Raw genomic sequence first — 17,315 nt, forward strand, 5'->3', positions numbered from 1 at the left:
CCATGAGCAACGACGACATCCTCAGCACACCTCCGCGCCCGGCCGTCGAGGCGCCCGACGTCATCGTCGTGAAGGGCGTGTCGAAGAGGTTCACCGTCCGCAAGGACAACTCGCTGAAAGAGCGCCTGGTCACCCTCGGCAAGATGGGTCGACGTCACCGACAGGACTTCTGGGCCCTCAACGACGTCGACGTCAGCATCCAGGCGGGCACGACGGTGGGACTCATCGGCCAGAACGGCTCAGGCAAGAGCACGCTCCTCAAGGCGATCGGCGGCATCATCCAGCCGACGACCGGCACGGTGTCCCGCCGCGGACGGTTGGCGGCCCTGCTCGAACTCGGCGCGGGATTCCACCCCGACCTGACGGGACGCGAGAACGTCTACCTGAACGCCGCCCTCCTCGGCCTCACGCGTCGCGAGACCGAGGACCGTTTCGACGACATCGTGACGTTCTCGGGCATCGGCGACTTCATCGACACCCAGGTGAAGTTCTATTCGTCCGGAATGTACGTCCGGTTGGCCTTCGCGGTGGCGGTGCACACCGACCCCGACGTGCTCCTCGTGGACGAGGTGCTGGCGGTCGGCGACGAGGCGTTCCAGCGGAAGTGCCTGGACAAGATCCGTTCGTTCCAGGCCGAGGGCCGGACGATCATCATCGTCACGCATTCGCTCGCCCAGGTCCAGGAACTCTGCACCCGCGCGGTCTTCCTGAACAAGGGCACGGTGTTGTTCGACGGCGAGCCGAACGACGCGGTGGCCATGTTCCGCGACCTCCTCGAGGATCGGCGCCAGACGGAAGCGGAGCAGGCCCACGACCCCCTCGTCGGCTCGGGTCACGTCACGAACGTCTCCGTCGCGGCGTCCGGCCGGGTCGGCGACACCCGCATCCTGCCCGGTGACGATCTCGAGGTCACGATGGAGTTCGAACACGCGACCGGCATGGACGACTGGATCGCAGCGCTGCAGATCAACAGTGCGTCCGGTCAGGTGGTCTACGGGACGACGAGCACGCGCATGGGCATCGACCTCTCCCGGTTGCAGGGCACCCGCAGGCTGAAGTTCGTCCTCAAGGACGTCGCGTTCGGTGAGGGCAAGTACTTCGTCAACGCCTCACTGATGGACCCCCGAGGTGTGCACGTCCACGACCTGCCCCAGGGAGCCTCTTTCGACGTGCCGGCCTACGCGCTGGCGGTCGGCACTGTCCATGCCGAACCCGAACTCGTCCAGCTCTGAGGTCCCGACGACCCTCGTCGTCGTCGTCAACTGGAACAACGCAGATCTGACGTCTCGGTGCGTCGCCGCGCTCGACCGCGAAGCGACCGCACCCGAGGGAGCCGACTTCGAGGTCCTCGTCGTGGACAACGGTTCTGACGACGACTCGGTGGATCGTCTGCGAGACGGAACGACCGGTGACCGCCTCCTGGCCCTCACGCGCAACGGCGGCTTCGCAGCGGGGGTGAACGCGGCCATCCGGCATCACCCCGCGGATCGCTACGTGCTCGTCAACAACGACGCGGTCCCCGCTCCGGGGTTCGTGCGTGCACTGGTGGCGCACGTCGACGCGGCGCCGACCGCCGTCGCCGCGGTCACCGCGCGCCTCGAACTCGAAGGGCGATTCGTTCAGGTGCCGACCACGGCCGGACGACCCGACGACTTCGTCGCCGCGAACGGTTCCCGCTGGCGTCGAGACGACCACGGCCGCACGCTGGTGAACTCGACCGGTGGTGTCGTCGACCGATCAGGCAACGGACTGGATCGCGACTGGTTGGTCCCCCGGGAGGCCGTGACCGGCGGGCGGGACGTGTTCGGTTTCTCGGGTGGAGGCGTCCTGCTGCGAGCGTCCGCCCTCGAGGACGTCGGTCTCTTCGACGAGAGTCTCTTCATGTACTACGAGGACACCGAGCTCAGCTGGCGGCTGGCGGAACGCGGTCACGTCGTGCATCACGAACCGGCTGCCGTCCTGGTCCACCGCCACTCCGCCTCCTCGGGCACGACGTCGTGGACGTTCGTCTTCCACAACGCTCGCAACCGCATCAAGGTCGCGGTGTGGCACGCGTCGGTGACAACGGTCGTGCGAGCCGTCCTGCGGACCCTCGTCCGCGTCCTGACCACGACGGCCCGCCGATCCCCCGACGCGCCCGCGGTCCGGGCTGCCCTCCTCGCGTCGTTGACGGGCCTCCCCGCCGACCTGCGGCACCGTCGCGAGCTGGCTCGTCGTGCGACGTACCGACGTCGGGACATCGACCTGACGACCGGACTGCGCCGACCAGGCGTCCCAGGCCGCTGAGGGCGGGCCGGTCGGACGCTCGACGGTATGCTGGACGACGGTTCATCGAGTCAGTCAGCGAAGGGCGGCGTGTGCCTCACTACTCCGTTCTCATCGACGGCACGGCCATGCCGGTCGACCTGGGAGGCGTGGGCCGTTACGTCGAGGGTCTCCTCGGCGCCCTGGACCCCCTCGACCTCGACCTCGCGATCGTGGTCCGCCCCGAGCACCGGCAGCACGTCAGCGACGTCGCTCCCGGTGCGAACGTCGTCGTGGGTCCACGGTGGCTGCGGACGAAACCACTCCGCTTCGTGTGGGAGCAGCTCGGGCTGCCCGCTCTCGCCAGACGCCTGGGCAGCGATGTCGTGCATTCGCCGCACTACACGTTCCCTCTCCTCCGGCGTCGGGGGTCCGTGGTGACGCTGCACGACGCGACGTTCTTCAGCGACCCCCAGTGGCACTCCGTGACCAAGCGCCTCTTCTTCACGGCCTGGACGCGCCTCGCACTCGGTTCGGGACGACCCTGTGTCGTGCCGAGCGACGCGAGCGCCCGAGAGTTCCGGCGACACGTCCGACGAGTGAGGTCGACCCTGACCACGACGGCACTCGGCGTCGACTTCGATGTCTTCCACGCGCCGGGGCCGGACGAGACCGCCGCGTTCCGAGCCGCCCATGGACTGTCCGACTCCGAGCGGTGGGTGGCGTTCCTCGGGACCATCGAACCCCGGAAGAACGTCGGGCCTCTCGTCCGAGCCCACGAGCGACTCCGGCGCGAGCGTGAAGACGTTCCGACCCTCCTCATCTCCGGGGCGCGCGGTTGGGACGACGACGCGGCCGCCGAACTCGACCGCGTCGCGGCGCAGGGTGCGGTGCGCGAACTGGGCTACCTTCCCCTCGAGCAACTCCGCAGCCTCCTCGGCGCCGCCGAGTTCGTCGTGTACCCGAGTTCGGGCGAAGGTTTCGGCCTGCCCGTCCTCGAGTCTCTGGCCTGTGGCGCCTGCGTGCTCACCACCGACCGCCTGTCCCTGCCCGAGGTGGCGGGAGACGCGGCCGACTACACCGAGCCCGACGAGGACGCTCTGCTCGACGCCCTGCGGCGCCTGGTCTCCGACCGTGCTCGGCGCGACGAGTTGCGCGGCCGGGCGATCCCCCGAGCCCGCCTCTTCACCTGGGCCGCGACGGCCGACGCGACCCTCGAGGCGTATCGCGAGGCTGCCGCGTGACGGCGCGGATCGCGGTCGTCACGGTCACCTTCGACACGGGTGAGACCTTGAGGCCTCTGCTCCAGAGCATCCCGGCCGCCGCGTCCGTCCCGGTCGTGACGGTCGTGAGCGACAACGGGTCGAGAGACGTCGACCTCGTGCGCTCCATCGCCACCGAGCACGGTGCCCGGTTCGTGGCGTCCGGTCAGAACCTCGGATACGGCGGCGGCATCCGCTACGGTCTCTCGACGATCGACGAGGACGTCGAGTTCGTGCTGGTGACGAACCCGGACGTCGTACTCGAAGCAGGGTCCGTCGACCGCTTGCTCGCCGCTGCCGATCGACTCCCCCTCGGCGGCTCGTTCGGCCCACGGATCGTCGACGAGGCCGGTGACGTGTATCCCTCCGCTCGGCGGCTCCCCTCACTCCGGACGGGGATCGGCCACGCCGCGTTCTCCCGGGTCTGGCCGCACAACCCCTGGAGCCAGAGCTATTGGGCGGCGCGCGAGACGACCGCCGAACGAACGGCCGGCTGGCTCTCCGGCGCCTGCGTCCTGGTGCGGCGCACCGCTTTCGACGCGATCGGTGGATTCGACGAGGGGTACTTCATGTACTTCGAGGACGTCGACCTCGGCGCACGACTGGGCCGCGCCGGTTGGGACAACGTCTACGTGCCCGACGCCGTCGTCATGCACAGCGGCGCTCATTCCACCTCGAGCAATGCCAAGACCATGGAGCGCGTGCACCACGCGAGCGCCTACAGGTACTTGTCGCGACGCTATCGCGGCCCCCTGCTCTGGCCGGTGCGGTTGGTCCTCCGCGTCGGCCTGCGCGTCCGAGGCTGGTGGGTGACTCGATGAGCATTCCTTCACGGGCACTGTCCCGTCTCCGGCACGAGGCGCGTCGCGCAGCGCGGCGACTCGTCGATGCCGCCGGCCAGGGAGAGCGTCTGTCCCTCGTGCTCGCCCGTCGCAGAACGCTGTCCACCCTCGAAGCGGGCGGATGGCACGAGCGCCTGCTCGCGGTGCTCGAAGGAGGGGTGACGTCGACGAGGTCTGCTCGATGGGCGGCGCCCGACGACGACTCCATCCCTCTCGTCATGTGCCTGTGGAACAGGCCCGAACGTATCCACGACATCGTCACGATGCTCGAGCGACTGGACCCGGCCCGCCCGGTTCGGGTGCTGCTCTGGAACAACGATCTCGCCCTGAGGGCGGAGTACGCCTGGCTCGACGATCACGTGCCCTCGGGCTCGCTCCGCAGCGTCGACGTCGTGCACAGCCCGACCAACCTCGGCGGGCTCGCACGGTTCGTCGCGATCCGCCTGCTGCGCAACGGTGGTTACGAGGGTCCCGTGGTCATGCTCGACGACGACCAGGACGTCCGCCCGTCGTTCGTGGACGACCTCTTGGCAGACCACTCCCCTCGACGCATCGCTGCCTGGTGGGCGTTCGACTTCGGTCCGTCGTACTGGGATCGCGTCCAGATCTCGGTGGGCAGCATCGCGGACCACGGAGGCACGGGAGGCACGATCGTGGACGCGTCGCTGGTGGACGACGACCGATTCTTCCTGTCGCTCCCGGAGCGCTACGCATTCTTGGAGGACCAGTGGATGTCGCACTACGCTCGCACGCTCGGCTGGACGATCGTCAAGGCCGACACCGAGATCGGCTTCGTCCTCGAGCACAAGAACCAGTACCACGGGTTGCATGAACGCAAGGACGAGTTCCACCGAGGACTCGAGGATGGTTCGTTCCCGATCGGACCCGAGATCGGGTCGTCGGCCAAGGGGCGTCGGCAGGGCCGGTTGAACCCCAGGCCGCCCCACCCCGCACACGGAGCGGGCGCCTAGCCGACTCGCTCGACAGGGCCGTTCGGGCCCTCGAGGAGGACGATGGCCGAGCCGCCGGCGGCGGCGGCTCGGCCCTCTCCGTGGTCAGGCCTTGAGAAGATTCTGGAGATAGACGCCGTAGCCGCTCTTGGCCAGGGGCGCCGCCAACGCAGCGAGGTCCTCGTCGTCGATCCAGGCGTTCCGCCAGGCGATCTCCTCGATGCACCCGATCTTGTGCCCTTGACGGTCTTCGATGACACGGACGTATTCGGATGCCTGCATCATCGATTCGAAGGTGCCGGTGTCGAGCCACGCTGTCCCTCGATCGAGCACCTGCACCTGCAGTTCGTCCGCCTCGAGGTAACGCTCGTTGACCGTCGAGATCTCGAGCTCCCCCCGGGCGCTCGGCTCGATGGTCTTGGCGATCTCGATGATCTTGTTGTCGTAGAAGTAGAGGCCGGGCACGGCGTAGTTGCTCTTCGGAGCGAGCGGCTTCTCTTCGATCGACACGGCTTTGAACGACTCGTCGAACTCGACGACGCCGTAGGCCTTCGGATCGGCCACGTGGTAGGCGAAGATGGTCGCACCGTTGACGTCCGCGTTCTTCTTCAGATTCGACCCCAGGCCGACCCCGTGGAAGATGTTGTCCCCGAGCACGAGCGCGACGCTGTCGTCGCCGATGAAGTCCTCACCGATGATGAACGCCTGGGCCAAGCCGTCGGGCGAGGGCTGGACGGCGTACTGGATGTCCATGCCGAGCTGCGATCCGTCTCCGAGCAGGGCACGGAACTGGTCGTTGTACTCGGGTGTCGTGATGATGAGCACCTCTCGGATACCAGCCATCATGAGCGTCGACAAGGGGTAGTAGACCATCGGCTTGTCGTAGATGGGCATGAGCTGCTTCGAGATGCCCTTGGTGATGGGCCACAGGCGCGTACCGGACCCGCCGGCGAGGATGATCCCCTTCACGTCAGACGCCCTTCTCGAGGGCGGACGCCCCGTCGAGCGAGTCGTAGAACGCCCGCATGTCGGACCAGGTGGGCAGCAGCCCTGCCTCGGCCGCCTCGGAGAGAGAGGGTGCGTCGGTGTCCTTGGCAGACAGCAACGGTTCTCCGGCTTCGTCGGGGAAGACCAGGCCGATCTCGGGATCGAGGGGGTCGATGCCGTGCTCCCTGTCGGCGTTGAACGTGTCGGTGACCAGGTAACTCACCGTCGCGTCGTCGCTCAAGGCGACGAAAGCGTGCCCGAGCCCCTCGGCCAGGTAGATGGCACGGCGGTCGACGTCGTCGAGGAGGACCGTGTCCCACTGACCGAACGTCGCGGAACCGACACGGATGTCGATGACGTAGTCGAGCACCGCACCGTGCGTGGCGGTCACGTACTTCGCCTGCCCTCGAGGCACGTCGGCGAAGTGGATGCCACGGACGACGCCCTTCTTCGACACCGACGTGTTGGCCTGACGCAGGTCGATCGGATGACCGACGACGTCGGCCAACTTGTCGAAGCGGTACCACTCGAGGAACACGCCACGGTCGTCGCCGAACTGCTTCGGAGTGATCTCGTAACTGTCTGGGATCTTGAGTTCGCGGATCTGCACCCGGGCAGCCTACCAAGCCGGATGGACGCGGTCGCGGGAGGAGCGAGCGGGAGCACGACGAGGCTCCCGACGGGGGGCGATCAGCGGCCCGACCAGTCGGCGCCCGTCTTCAGTTCGGTCCGCGGGATGCCGAGGGAGGCGATGAGATCGTAGAACCCGGCGGCGTTGATGTTGCGCGGAGCCAAGCCGACGGCCCGCAGCGCGACCACCGTCGATTCGGTCGTCACGTGACGGATCATGCGCGGGGCGACGACGCAGACGTAGCCGCGGCCGACCTCGGGAAGGCTGTCTGGGCAGTGGAGGACGATCATGGAGTTCCTTTCTCGAGACGCTCAGCGGCGCCAGTAGTCGGAGTCGCCGGTGATGGCGGTTCGAGGGACGGAGAAGGCATCCACCAGGAGGTAGAAGTTCTGCCGGCCGACCTCGTAGTAGGGCACTCCCACGACCCGGAGGGCGTTCACCTTGTCGATGGTCGTCAGGTGCCGGAGGGAACGTAATCCGAGCAACGCCGTGTACCCGGTGCCGACGCCGTCCAGCGCCTCCGTCGCCCGGACGGTGACGAGGCCGCTGTCGCCCTGGACGGCACCCGCGGGCCCGGCATAGGCACCCACGTAGTCGAAGTGCCAGGGCTCGGGTCGGGAGAACGTGTTGCCCGTGGGACTCCACCCGTACGACGGGGCGTTGGCGTCCATCCACCGCTTGGCCACGCTGCCGGCCTGATCGACCCCGGCCCCGAAGTCGCAGGAGATGCCCCAACCGTGGTTCGACGTGCCCGGGTAGGCGGCCAGGTTGCCGGTGCCCGCCTGGTAGCGGTTCCAGTAGTCGACCTGCCGCTCGTAACTGCGATAGCCCTCGGTGATCGTGAGGGATCGTCCTACGGCGCTGCGGAAGGCGAGGCTCAGGGAGAGGTACTGACGGGCCGCGTCGTCCCGGAGGTAGCCGGAGCCGGCCACGGACGCCTGGACGGGCGACATCAGCGCTGCGGGGACCTTGCCGTTCGTCTGGCCACCCCAGGCCTGCAGCGCGGCGGCCGCCAAGGCCTCGGCCACGGTGTCCACGCCCGCCGTCGTCTCACCGAGTTGAACAGCGGCGGCCGCCCGCTCGGGCCTCGACAAGGCGGTAGCCGCGGCGACCGCACCGGCGACGCCGACACCGAGCAGGAGGCCACGGCGATCGAGGGAGGGAGCCCCGGAGGGCAGACCTCTGGAGTCGGATTCGTCTAGGGGCATGCGACGACGTTCGCACGAGCGACGCCGACGGTCCAGACCTTTCTCCCCGGGTCGTGTCGTCCCCCGGGCCGTGTACCCCGGTTTTCCGGCGCTCCCGAGGATCGCTTCCCCCCACGACTGGGGGCAGTCGACAGGATCGACCGTCCCGCCTACTGTCGATCACCGTCACAGCCGCGGCGCTTCCGGAGACCTCCCGAAGGCGAGCGACCGGTCCGATATGATGGCTCGACCGCCTGCGATCGACCCCAAGGGACCACTGTGAAAATTCTTGTCACCGGTGGAGCCGGCTTCATCGGCTCCAACTTCGTCCGCCGCACCCTCGAAGATGCCTACCCGGGCCTCGAAGGGGCCGAGGTCGTCGTCCTCGACGCGCTCACCTACTCGGGCAACGAGGCCAACCTGGCGAGTGTCGCCGACTCCCCCCGTTACACGTTCGTCAAGGGCGACATCCGTGACGGTGCCCTGCTCGACACGCTCTTCCCCGGGGTCGACGCCGTGGTCCACTTCGCCGCGGAGTCCCATGTCGACCGCTCGGTCCGCGACGCCTCGATCTTCGTCGAGACGAACGTGCTGGGAACGCAGCAGCTGCTCGACGCCGCCCTGCGCAACGACCTGAAGCGCTTCGTGCACGTCTCGACCGACGAGGTCTACGGCTCCATCGCCGAGGGCTCCTGGGCAGAGGACCGACCGCTCGAACCGAACTCGCCCTACTCCGCCTCGAAGGCCGGGAGCGACCTGCTCGCCCGCAGCTACCACCGTACGCACGGGCTGAACGTCTCCATCACGCGCTGCAGCAACAACTACGGCCCCTACCACTTCCCCGAGAAGGTCATCCCGCTCTTCGTCACGAACCTGATCGACGACGTGCACGTGCCGCTCTACGGCGAGGGCAACAACATCCGGGACTGGCTGCACGTCGACGACCACACCCGTGGCATCGCCATGGTGCTCGTCAACGGTCGCGCCGGAGAGATCTACAACATCGGCGGCGGGACCGAGCTCACCAACAAAGAGCTCACCGAGATGTTGCTCGAGGCCACCGGCAAGGACTGGTCGTACGTCGACCGCGTCCAGGACCGTCTGGGCCACGACCTGAGGTACTCCGTCGACATCTCGAAGATCCGGGACGAGCTCGGCTACGAGCCCCAGGTCCCGTTCGAGAAGGGTCTCGCCGACGTCGTCCAGTGGTACCGCGACAACCGCGAGTGGTGGCAGCCGCTCAAAGAGCGCGCCGCCCTCTGATGGCCGCCCCTCAGAACTCGAAGTACCTCGTCACCGGGGCCCGGGGAATGCTCGGCACCGACCTGCTCGAGGCGCTCTTCGGGCGTGACGTCACGGTCCTCGGCCGCGCGGACCTCGACGTGACCGACCGGGACGCCGTGTTCGCCGCTGTCGAGGGACACGACGTCGTCATCAACGCCGCCGCGTACACCGCCGTGGACGCGGCCGAGACCGACGAAGAAGCCGCATTGGCCGTCAACGGCACCGCCGCCGGTCTGCTGGCCGAGGCGACGGCATCCGTCGGGGCGAAGCTCGTCCAGGTCTCGACCGACTACGTCTTCGACGGCGATGCCGCCACGCCCTATGCCGAGGACGCCACGATCGCGCCGGTCAGCGCCTACGGCCGCACGAAGGCCGAGGGAGAGAAGCTCGCCCTCGCCGCCAACCCGGAGGGCACCTTCGTCGTGCGCACGGCGTGGCTGTACGGTGCCCACGGGGGCAACTTCGCGAAGACGATGGTCAAGCTCGCAGGCTCGCACGACACCGTCAAGGTCGTCGACGACCAGCTCGGTCAGCCGACGTGGACGGCCGACCTCGCGGCCCAGATCGTCGCGCTGCTCGACTCCGACGCTCCGGCCGGCGTGTACCACGGCACCAACTCCGGCAGTACGAGCTGGTTCGAGTTCGCCCGGGCCGTCTTCGACGAAGCCGGACTCGATCCGGCCAGGGTCTTGCCGACGGACAGCTCCACCTTCGTCCGTCCCGCACCGAGACCGAGCTACAGCGTCCTCGGCCACGATGCATGGGGACGGGCCGGACTGGCGCCCATGCGTCCGTGGAGAGAAGCGCTGGCCGAGGCCGCGAGCAGGGGAGTGTTGCAGACCGATGACCACGCTGCGAGTAGTCGTTGACCAGATCCTGGCTCCCATCCCCGGAGGCATCGGGCGCTACACGGAAGAGCTGACCCGGGCCCTCGTTGAGACGGCTCCCCGCGGCTGCGACGTCGAGGGCGTCGTGGCGGCCCACCCGCAGACCGACTACGACCGGTTGACGGACCTGCTCCCGGGGCTGTCCCGTGTCGCCAAGTCGCCACTCGGTCGCCGTGAGTTGTCGCTGGCGTGGCAGGGCGGCGTCGTTGGCCTTCCCGGCCGGGGGATGGTCCACGCGACCAGCCTGCTCGCTCCCCTCTACCGTCACGACCGCGCACTCGACCCGGGAACGCAGACCGTCGTCACGATCCACGACACGGTGCCGTGGACCCACCCCGAGACCCTCACCACTCGTGGCGTCCGCTGGCACAAGGCGATGACCAAGCGGGCCTTCAAGCACGCCGACGGCGTCGTCGTGCCGACGCACAGCGTCGCTCGTGAACTCTCCGAGTTGTTCCCCTTCGGCGACCGCCTGCGCGTCATCGGCGGCGCCGTGAGCCCCAAGCTCGCCGTCCCCGCGGACGCCGACGAGGTCGCCGATGCCCTGGACCTTCCCGAGCGGTACGCCCTCAGCGTCGGCACCCTCGAACCGCGCAAGGGCATCGAGCCCCTCATCCAGGCCCTCGCACACCCCGACGCCCCCGACCTGCCTCTGCTGATCGTCGGCCCCGAGGGATGGGGAGACCTGAAGGTGGCCGACCTGGTCGCCGCGGCAGGGCTCCCCGCCGACAAGGTCCGCACGATGGGCTTCGTGTCGGACGAGCAGCTCGCCGTCCTGTTGCAGCGCGCGGCCGTATTCGTGTTCCCCAGTCTCGCCGAGGGGTTCGGGCTGCCCGTCGTCGAGGCGTTCAGCCTGGGCACGCCCACCATCGTCTCGGATGCCCCCGCCCTCCTCGAGGTCGCGGCGGATGCGGCCGTCAGCGTGCCGCGGGAAGACTCCGCCGGTTACCCGGAGCGCCTCGCCCAGGCCATGTTCCAGGTCGTCTCCGACGTCGAACTGTCGACACGTCTCGGCATCGCCGGGATCGACCGGGCGCGCGCCTTCAGCTGGCGGGACTCGGCCGACAAGGTGTGGCAGCTGCACGCCGACCTCTGAGGACCCCTGAGGCCCGGGTCACGACGCGCGTGACGCGCCCAGCCGCAGAGCGCCTCCTCACCCGGCCGCCTCCGCCGACCGGCCTCGACGGACGGCCTGAGACGGGTCGTCAGGGTGCGGTGACGGACGTCGTGGCCTGCGCCACGGCGGTGCGCATCGCGTCGTAGTCCGGGTAGACGTTGTCATAGGTGGGCGGCACGAGTTCGAGACTCGTGATCTGCTGCGACTTCGCCTTGACGGCCAGGTCGACGAAGGCAGCAAGGGCACCCTGCGGGATGTCGGTGTCGACGGTCTGCACACCGGCCGACGCGACTGCCTGGAACTTCGAGAGCACCGTCGCCGGCTGGAACTGGGAGAGGAGCGCCTGCTGCACCTCGCGCTGACGAGCCATGCGGTCGTAGTCGCTGGTGCCGTGCCGCGCCCTGGCGTACCAGAGGGCGTGGTACCCGTCGAGCTTCTGCTCGCCGGGCTCGATCCAGCCGTCGACGTTGATCGGCTGACCGTTGCCGTCCACGCCTCCGTTGATCGGGATGCGCTGCTGCACGTCGACCTGGATGCCGCCGAGCGCGTCGATGAGGTCGACGAAGCCCTGCATGTCGATGAGGGCGTAGTACTGCACCGTCAGGCCCGTGATGCCCTCGACGGCGTCACGCATCGCCTCGACCCCGGGGTTGCTTCCCCTCGACTCGGCATCGGGGTAGAGGTCGGGATGCTCTTCCCCGTAGGTGTACAGGAAGCTCACGAGGCAGTCGTCACCGCAGTCGTAGCCGTCGGGGTACTCGCCGTACAGCGGCGATCCCGCGACGAAGGGCGCGTCGTACAGGTTCCGCGGGATTCCCACGATGGTGGTCGCACCGGTCTCGGCGTCGATGCTGGCGACCGAGATGCTGTCGGGACGCAGACCCGTGCGGTCGGCCCCCGCATCACCGCCGAGCAACATGATGTTGTAGCGACCGTCCACAGGAGGTGCGGCGTCGGCCCTCGAGGTGAAGAGACTGTTCAGCAGACCGTGCTGCACCCCGGCGAGGTAGGCCCCGTAGGCGGCGGGCCCGACGGTCACCACCATCAAGAGCACCATCGCTCCGGCGAGGAATCCCCGCGCCGAGGGGGCCGTCCGGACGATGCGGGCCAAGCGCAACGTGTCGACGGTCAGCACCACCCACAACACCGCGTAGTACGCGAGGAAGACCTGGACGATCGTGAGGGCGACGACGTTGGTCGCGATCTCGATCAGGGGCGAGCGGAAGGCGAACGCCAGGACGATGACGACGACCGCGACCGCCCAGAAGACCAGGGTGGAGGCGAGCCCCCACCGGCCGAGCCGGCGGCTGCCCGCGAGCACCTGGGCCGAGCCGGGCACGACCACGTTCAACAGGACGAGCACCCACGCTCGCTTCGTCATGAAGGGCTCGGAGGTGGCGTCGGGGTGACGCACGGGCAGGGACGTGCTCACAGTGATCGGCGCAGGTCGGCGTTCTTCTGCTCGACCAGACCGGCGAGGGACTCGGCGTGACGGGCCAACCGCTCGGCGACGGCCGGGTCGTGCGCGCCGATGATGCGGGCCGCGAGCAGGCCGGCGTTGACCGAGCCACCGATCGACACGGTCGCGACGGGGATGCCCGCCGGCATCTGCACGATCGAGAGCAACGAGTCCAGACCGTCGAGCTTGGCCAGCGCGACGGGCACGCCGACCACGGGCAGGGTCGTCACCGAGGCGATCATGCCGGGCAGGTGCGCTGCTCCCCCGGCCCCGGCGATGACGACGGAGATCCCCCGACCGGCGGCGTCTCGACCGAAGGCGATCATCTTGTCGGGCGTGCGGTGCGCCGAGACGACCTCGACCTCGTGCGGGATGCCCAGCTCGGACAAGATCGTCGACGCGCCCTGCATGGTGGGCCAGTCGCTGTCGGAGCCCATGACGATCGCGACCTTCGCGGGCACGGCGGGGTCGTTCGGGCGCACGTCGGTGCTCTTCGGGTCGGACACGGACTAGAGGATAGCCGTCAGTCGGTGAAGAACTCGACAGCGGCGCGCGCCCGGAAGACGGCCTCGTCGAGGTCGTCGCCGACCACGGTGACGTGACCGACCTTGCGACCGGGCCGCGGCTCCTTGCCGTAGTCGTGGACCTTGACCGCCGGCTGGTCGGCCATGAGAGCGGGGAGACGGTCGGCCATCGACCCGGTCGCCGGTCCGCCGAGCACGTTCAGCATGACGCTCCACGGGCGGTGGCAGTCCGTGTCGCCCAGGGGCAGGTCGAGCACGGCCCGGAGGTGCTGTTCGAACTGGCTCGTGGTCGACCCGTCGATCGTCCAATGGCCGGTGTTGTGCGGCCGCATGGCGAGTTCGTTGATCAGCAGCCGCTCGTCGGTCGTCTCGAAGAGCTCGACGGCCAGGACCCCGGTGACGTCGAGCCGCTCGGCGACCGTCCGGGCGATCTCGTCGGCCAGGTCGGCCAGGCGACCGGCACTCGAGGGCGCCGGGGCGAAGACCTCGGAACAGACCCCGTCGCGTTGGACGGTCTCGACGAGGGGCCACGGGACGATGTCGCCGCTCGGACGACGGGCCACGAGCTGCGACAGCTCACGCCGGAAATCGACGAGCTCCTCGACGAGGAGCGCGCCTCCGTTGCCGTCCTCGGCCAGGGCTCCGAACCAGTCGTCGGCTTCGTGCGCGGCCGAGACCACGCGCACGCCTTTGCCGTCGTAACCACCCCGCGCGGTCTTGACGACCGCCCGGCCTCCGTGGTCGGCGAGGAACGCCTCGAGCTCGGATGCGTCGTGGACGGCCGCCCAGTCCGGGACGGGCAGCCCGAGCTCGGTGAGCCGCTGACGCATGACGATCTTGTCCTGCGCGACGGCCAGCGCGGACGGCCCGGGATGCACGGGCACGCCCGCGTCGACGAGGGCGGTCAGGACCTGCTGGGGAACGTGCTCGTGGTCGAAGGTGACCACGTCGACCGTGCGGGCGAAATCGAGGACGACGTCGACGTCGTGGTAGTCACCCACCTGTGTCGCCGCCAGCCTGGCCGAACTGCCCTCGGCCTCGGCGAGGACGCTGATCTCGATGCCGAGGTGGACGGCGGGCGGGATCATCATGCGGGCGAGCTGGCCGCCACCGATCACGCCGACACGGTTTGCCATCTGGTCCTCTTCCTGTCGTGCTCCGGGCGTCACCGGGAGAGGACGGGCTCATCCGTCGGCTTCCGGCTCGAACCATCTTGCCCGATGGTCGACCTGGCCGTCGCGAGGCTACGGTCGCCCGAGCCCCCGGAACTCGAACCCGGCCTCGCGCCACTCGGCGGGGTCGAACACGTTGCGCGCGTCGACGATGCGTCGCCGGGAGACGAGGGCGGCGACGTCGGCCGGACGCAGCGCCTTGAACTGCGTCCATTCGGTGAGGACCAACACGAGCTCGGCGTCGCGGAGGGCGGTGGGGACGTCCCCGACGTAGGTGAGGTCGGGAGCCAGCCGGGCGGCGGTCTCGTTGGCCTCGGGGTCGTGGACGACCACGTCGGCCCCGGCGGCGTGCAGTCGTCGGGCGACGTCGAGGGCCGGCGAGTCGCGGACGTCGTCGCTGTCGGGCTTGAACGCCACCCCGAGGACGGCGACGCGCGCACCGCGCACCTCGCCGAGCAACTCGCCCGCGAGCTCGACGACGCGGTCGCGGCGGCGCAGGTTGACGGCGTCGACGTCAGCGAGGAAGTCCAGGGACTCGAGCCCCAACTCGCGCGATCGGGCCCGGAACGCCCGGATGTCCTTCGGCAGGCACCCGCCGCCGAAGCCGAGGCCGGCGTTGAGGAACCGGCGGCCGATGCGGGCGTCGTGCCCGATCGCGTCGGCCAGCTGCGTCACGTCCGCACCGGTGGCCTCGGCGATCTCGGCCATCGCGTTGATGAACGAGATCTTCGTCGCGAGGAACGCGTTGGCCGAGACCTTCACCAGTTCGGCCGTCGCGTACCCGGTCACGAGCCGGGGCGTGCCCGTCGCCAGAGCCGTCGCGTAGACCTCGTCGAGCACGGCCGTCGCCCGCTCACCGGCGTCACCCTCGGGCACTCCGTAGACGAAGCGGTCGGGCGCGACGGTGTCGGCCACGGCGAAGCCCTCGCGGAGGAACTCGGGGTTCCAGGCCAGGTCGGCCCCGGAGGAGGCGCGGACCAGGTCGGCGAGTCGGCTCGCGGTGCCGACGGGAACGGTGGACTTGCCCACCACGAGGTCGCCGTCGGCGAGGTGGGGCAAGAGCCCCTGGACCGCGGCGTCGACGTAGGTGAGGTCGGCCGCGTCGCTGCCCGGGGTCTGCGGGGTGCCGACGGCGACGAAGTGGACCTGCGAACCGGCGGCGTCGGCCGGGTCGGTCGAGAACCGCAGTCGCCCCGAGTCGAGGGCCCGGCGGAGCGCCTCGGGCAGTCCGGGTTCGAAGAACGGGGCGTGACCCGACGAGAGCAGGGCGATCTTGCCCGGGTCGACGTCGATGCCGACCACGTCGTGCCCGAGGTCGGCCATGCACGCGGCGTGCACGGCTCCGAGGTAACCGCAACCGATGACTGAGATTCGCATTGTAATATCCTATATCACGCGAGCCGGATCAGATGACCCGGTCGTCGCCCCATGAGGTGGTGTCGGCGTGTCCGACGGACTGCTCGTGTTGGCGACGCTGCGCGACGCTGTTGAGGTTCGACTCCATCAGGTCGTGCAGGGTCGATTGGACGAGGTCGGCCGACGGCACGTCCCAGAGGACGAGCGGACGGTCGAGGCCGGTGTTGATCAGGACGTCTCCGCTGCGGAAGGCGCTCTGGACCGAGTTCTTGCGCACCGTGAGGTCGTAGCCGCGGCTGTGGAGCAACTCTTGACGAGTGCGCACGAACAGCCCCTTGCGCACGACGAGGCGACGCGAGGTGATGACGTAGCGCTTGCCGAGCCAGATCAGCACGGGCACCAACCAGAGCAGCACGATGAGGGCGACGGCCGAGCCCAGCACGACGTAGTTCTGCCAGGCGACGTCGAAGCGACCGCCGAAGTAGCCGGTCGCGGCGCAGATGCCGACGAGCCCGAGGGACGGCCAGAACAGAACCCGGGCGTGGGGACGCAGCCGCGCGACGACGTACTCGGTCGGCTGTGGTCCGTCGCTGCTCACAGGCTCATTCATACCGCAGATGCGTGACGTCACCCGAAGCGACGGCCGTCAGCCCGCCGGTCGAGGCGGAACGCACGACCAACCGGCCCGCCTCGTCGACGTCGACGGCCTCGCCCACGAGAGCCGCGCCTCCGGGGAGTTCGACGCGGACGTCGCGCCCCAGCGTCGCGCAGTGCGTGCGCACCAGCGACAGGGCGCCGCTCGCCACGGCGTCGCCCCGGGCCGCGGCGAGGTCGGCGACGAACCGGGCCAGACCGGAGACCCAGGCCGACAGCACGGCGTCGGCGAGCTCGAGAGCCGTGCCCCGCGCACCGTGCAGACCGAGCGACGTCGAGGTCGGCGTCGGCAGCTCGTCGGCCGGCACCGTGAGGTTGACCCCGGCCCCCACGACCACGGCGCTCGCGTCGGGCCTCAGCTCGGCGAGCAGGCCGCAGACCTTGCCGCCGTCCACCTGCACGTCGTTGGGCCACTTCAGCGTGACGTCGCCGCCCGGGAGCAAGCCCTGGACGGAGGCGCGCATCGCGACGCCGGCGAGGAGCGGCACCCAGCCGAGCGAGTCGACCGGCAGGTCGCCGCGGCGCAGCAGGACGCTCGCCGCGAGGGATCGACCGGGCGCGGTCTCCCACCGTCGACCGAGCCGGCCCCGCCCGGCGGCCTGGTCGAGGGTCAGCCAGGTCGCCAGGTGCGGCTCGTCGACGGCGGCCAGCAGGTCGGCGTTGGTCGATCCGGTGGACTCGAGCACCACGAGACGGGGGCTGACGGACGCGCTGAGGGGGAAGTCCATCGGGTCAGCCTAGGCGGCCTCGGTTGACGAC

Annotated in this window: 18 protein-coding genes; 8 read left to right on the forward strand and 10 right to left on the reverse strand. The window is 69.4% G+C overall.

Features of this window, described 5'->3' with window-relative positions; translation table 11 throughout:
• Positions 1–2 precede the first annotated feature (2 nt).
• The 5 genes from EDF21_RS04570 (at position 3) to EDF21_RS04590 (ending at position 5,319) form a co-directional block, all read left to right on the forward strand.
• Positions 3–1,232 carry an ABC transporter ATP-binding protein gene (locus tag EDF21_RS04570; protein ID WP_123570821.1) on the forward strand — a complete coding sequence of 410 codons (1,230 nt, stop codon included), beginning with the start codon at positions 3–5 and terminating at the stop codon, positions 1,230–1,232.
• Entirely contained in the window at positions 1,204–2,286 is a 1,083-nt protein-coding gene (locus EDF21_RS04575; RefSeq protein WP_123570439.1) for a glycosyltransferase family 2 protein, read from the forward strand. Before EDF21_RS04570 ends, EDF21_RS04575 begins: the two co-directional genes overlap by 29 nt.
• A 71-nt stretch (positions 2,287–2,357) precedes the next feature.
• Complete coding sequence (locus EDF21_RS04580; protein ID WP_199736212.1) at positions 2,358–3,488, forward strand: glycosyltransferase family 1 protein; 1,131 nt, start codon at positions 2,358–2,360, stop codon at positions 3,486–3,488.
• Positions 3,485–4,327: a glycosyltransferase family 2 protein gene (locus EDF21_RS04585; RefSeq protein ID WP_123570440.1), complete on the forward strand. Its 843-nt coding sequence runs from the start codon at positions 3,485–3,487 to the stop codon at positions 4,325–4,327. Before EDF21_RS04580 ends, EDF21_RS04585 begins: the two co-directional genes overlap by 4 nt.
• Entirely contained in the window at positions 4,324–5,319 is a 996-nt protein-coding gene (locus EDF21_RS04590) for a hypothetical protein (protein WP_148053628.1), read from the forward strand. The genes EDF21_RS04585 and EDF21_RS04590 overlap by 4 nt, the downstream gene beginning before the upstream one ends.
• A gap of 84 nt (positions 5,320–5,403) precedes the next feature.
• Here the strand turns inward: EDF21_RS04590 and rfbA are convergent, their stop codons facing one another.
• The 4 genes from rfbA to EDF21_RS04610 form a co-directional block, all read right to left on the reverse strand.
• The gene (gene rfbA / locus EDF21_RS04595) at positions 5,404–6,267 is read right to left on the reverse strand and encodes a glucose-1-phosphate thymidylyltransferase RfbA (protein WP_123570442.1); all 864 of its coding nucleotides are present in this window, start codon (positions 6,265–6,267) and stop codon (positions 5,404–5,406) included.
• Between the two features lies 1 nt (position 6,268).
• Positions 6,269–6,895: a dTDP-4-dehydrorhamnose 3,5-epimerase family protein gene (locus EDF21_RS04600; RefSeq protein WP_123570443.1), complete on the reverse strand. Its 627-nt coding sequence runs from the start codon at positions 6,893–6,895 to the stop codon at positions 6,269–6,271.
• 80 nt (positions 6,896–6,975) lie between these two features.
• Positions 6,976–7,206, reverse strand: coding sequence for a hypothetical protein (locus tag EDF21_RS04605; RefSeq protein WP_123570444.1), 231 nt, complete (start codon positions 7,204–7,206; stop codon positions 6,976–6,978).
• A 21-nt stretch (positions 7,207–7,227) separates the two neighbouring features.
• Positions 7,228–8,124, reverse strand: coding sequence for a D-alanyl-D-alanine carboxypeptidase family protein (locus tag EDF21_RS04610; RefSeq protein WP_123570445.1), 897 nt, complete (start codon positions 8,122–8,124; stop codon positions 7,228–7,230).
• A 258-nt stretch (positions 8,125–8,382) separates the two neighbouring features.
• Here EDF21_RS04610 and rfbB point away from each other — a divergent pair, with 258 nt between their 5' ends.
• From rfbB to EDF21_RS04625, 3 genes are read left to right on the forward strand one after another with little or no spacing between them, the layout of a single operon-like run.
• Complete coding sequence (rfbB, locus tag EDF21_RS04615) at positions 8,383–9,366, forward strand: dTDP-glucose 4,6-dehydratase (RefSeq protein WP_123570446.1); 984 nt, start codon at positions 8,383–8,385, stop codon at positions 9,364–9,366.
• Positions 9,366–10,256 carry a dTDP-4-dehydrorhamnose reductase gene (gene rfbD / locus EDF21_RS04620; protein ID WP_123570447.1) on the forward strand — a complete coding sequence of 297 codons (891 nt, stop codon included), beginning with the start codon at positions 9,366–9,368 and terminating at the stop codon, positions 10,254–10,256. Before rfbB ends, rfbD begins: the two co-directional genes overlap by 1 nt.
• Entirely contained in the window at positions 10,231–11,370 is a 1,140-nt protein-coding gene (locus tag EDF21_RS04625) for a glycosyltransferase family 1 protein (RefSeq protein ID WP_123570448.1), read from the forward strand. Before rfbD ends, EDF21_RS04625 begins: the two co-directional genes overlap by 26 nt.
• Before the next feature lie 109 nt (positions 11,371–11,479).
• Here the strand turns inward: EDF21_RS04625 and EDF21_RS04630 are convergent, their stop codons facing one another.
• The 6 genes from EDF21_RS04630 to EDF21_RS04655 all read right to left on the reverse strand — a co-directional run bounded on the left by EDF21_RS04630 (position 11,480) and on the right by EDF21_RS04655 (position 17,284).
• The gene (locus tag EDF21_RS04630; RefSeq protein WP_173151206.1) at positions 11,480–12,772 is read right to left on the reverse strand and encodes an LCP family protein; all 1,293 of its coding nucleotides are present in this window, start codon (positions 12,770–12,772) and stop codon (positions 11,480–11,482) included.
• Positions 12,773–12,819: 47 nt separating this feature from the next.
• On the reverse strand, positions 12,820–13,287 hold the full coding sequence (gene purE / locus EDF21_RS04635) for a 5-(carboxyamino)imidazole ribonucleotide mutase (protein ID WP_199736262.1): 468 nt from the start codon (positions 13,285–13,287) through the stop codon (positions 12,820–12,822).
• Positions 13,288–13,373: 86 nt separating this feature from the next.
• Entirely contained in the window at positions 13,374–14,543 is a 1,170-nt protein-coding gene (locus EDF21_RS04640) for a 5-(carboxyamino)imidazole ribonucleotide synthase (RefSeq protein ID WP_255416429.1), read from the reverse strand.
• 75 nt (positions 14,544–14,618) lie between these two features.
• Positions 14,619–15,923, reverse strand: coding sequence for a UDP-glucose/GDP-mannose dehydrogenase family protein (locus tag EDF21_RS04645; protein WP_123570451.1), 1,305 nt, complete (start codon positions 15,921–15,923; stop codon positions 14,619–14,621).
• Positions 15,924–15,951: 28 nt separating this feature from the next.
• Complete coding sequence (locus EDF21_RS04650; RefSeq protein ID WP_233568358.1) at positions 15,952–16,500, reverse strand: PH domain-containing protein; 549 nt, start codon at positions 16,498–16,500, stop codon at positions 15,952–15,954.
• 4 nt (positions 16,501–16,504) lie between these two features.
• On the reverse strand, positions 16,505–17,284 hold the full coding sequence (locus tag EDF21_RS04655) for a biotin--[acetyl-CoA-carboxylase] ligase (RefSeq protein ID WP_123570453.1): 780 nt from the start codon (positions 17,282–17,284) through the stop codon (positions 16,505–16,507).
• Positions 17,285–17,315 lie beyond the last annotated feature (31 nt).

Origin of the sequence: Frigoribacterium sp. PhB118 (genome assembly GCF_003751725.1) — a bacterium.
In the GTDB taxonomy this organism is placed as follows: Bacteria; Actinomycetota; Actinomycetes; order Actinomycetales; family Microbacteriaceae; genus Frigoribacterium.

Coding starts and splice junctions, on each gene's coding strand:
- EDF21_RS04590 (WP_148053628.1), top strand. CDS start 4,324: ATGAGCATTCCTTCACGGGCACTGTCCCGTCTCCGGCACGAGGCGCGT.
- EDF21_RS04655 (WP_123570453.1), bottom strand. CDS start 17,284: ATGGACTTCCCCCTCAGCGCGTCCGTCAGCCCCCGTCTCGTGGTGCTC.
- EDF21_RS04575 (WP_123570439.1), top strand. CDS start 1,204: ATGCCGAACCCGAACTCGTCCAGCTCTGAGGTCCCGACGACCCTCGTC.
- EDF21_RS04625 (WP_123570448.1), top strand. CDS start 10,231: ATGACCACGCTGCGAGTAGTCGTTGACCAGATCCTGGCTCCCATCCCC.
- EDF21_RS04605 (WP_123570444.1), bottom strand. CDS start 7,206: ATGATCGTCCTCCACTGCCCAGACAGCCTTCCCGAGGTCGGCCGCGGC.
- rfbD (WP_123570447.1), top strand. CDS start 9,366: ATGGCCGCCCCTCAGAACTCGAAGTACCTCGTCACCGGGGCCCGGGGA.
- purE (WP_199736262.1), bottom strand. CDS start 13,287: ATGGGCTCCGACAGCGACTGGCCCACCATGCAGGGCGCGTCGACGATC.
- EDF21_RS04645 (WP_123570451.1), bottom strand. CDS start 15,923: ATGCGAATCTCAGTCATCGGTTGCGGTTACCTCGGAGCCGTGCACGCC.
- EDF21_RS04630 (WP_173151206.1), bottom strand. CDS start 12,772: ATGACGAAGCGAGCGTGGGTGCTCGTCCTGTTGAACGTGGTCGTGCCC.
- EDF21_RS04610 (WP_123570445.1), bottom strand. CDS start 8,124: ATGCCCCTAGACGAATCCGACTCCAGAGGTCTGCCCTCCGGGGCTCCC.
- EDF21_RS04570 (WP_123570821.1), top strand. CDS start 3: ATGAGCAACGACGACATCCTCAGCACACCTCCGCGCCCGGCCGTCGAG.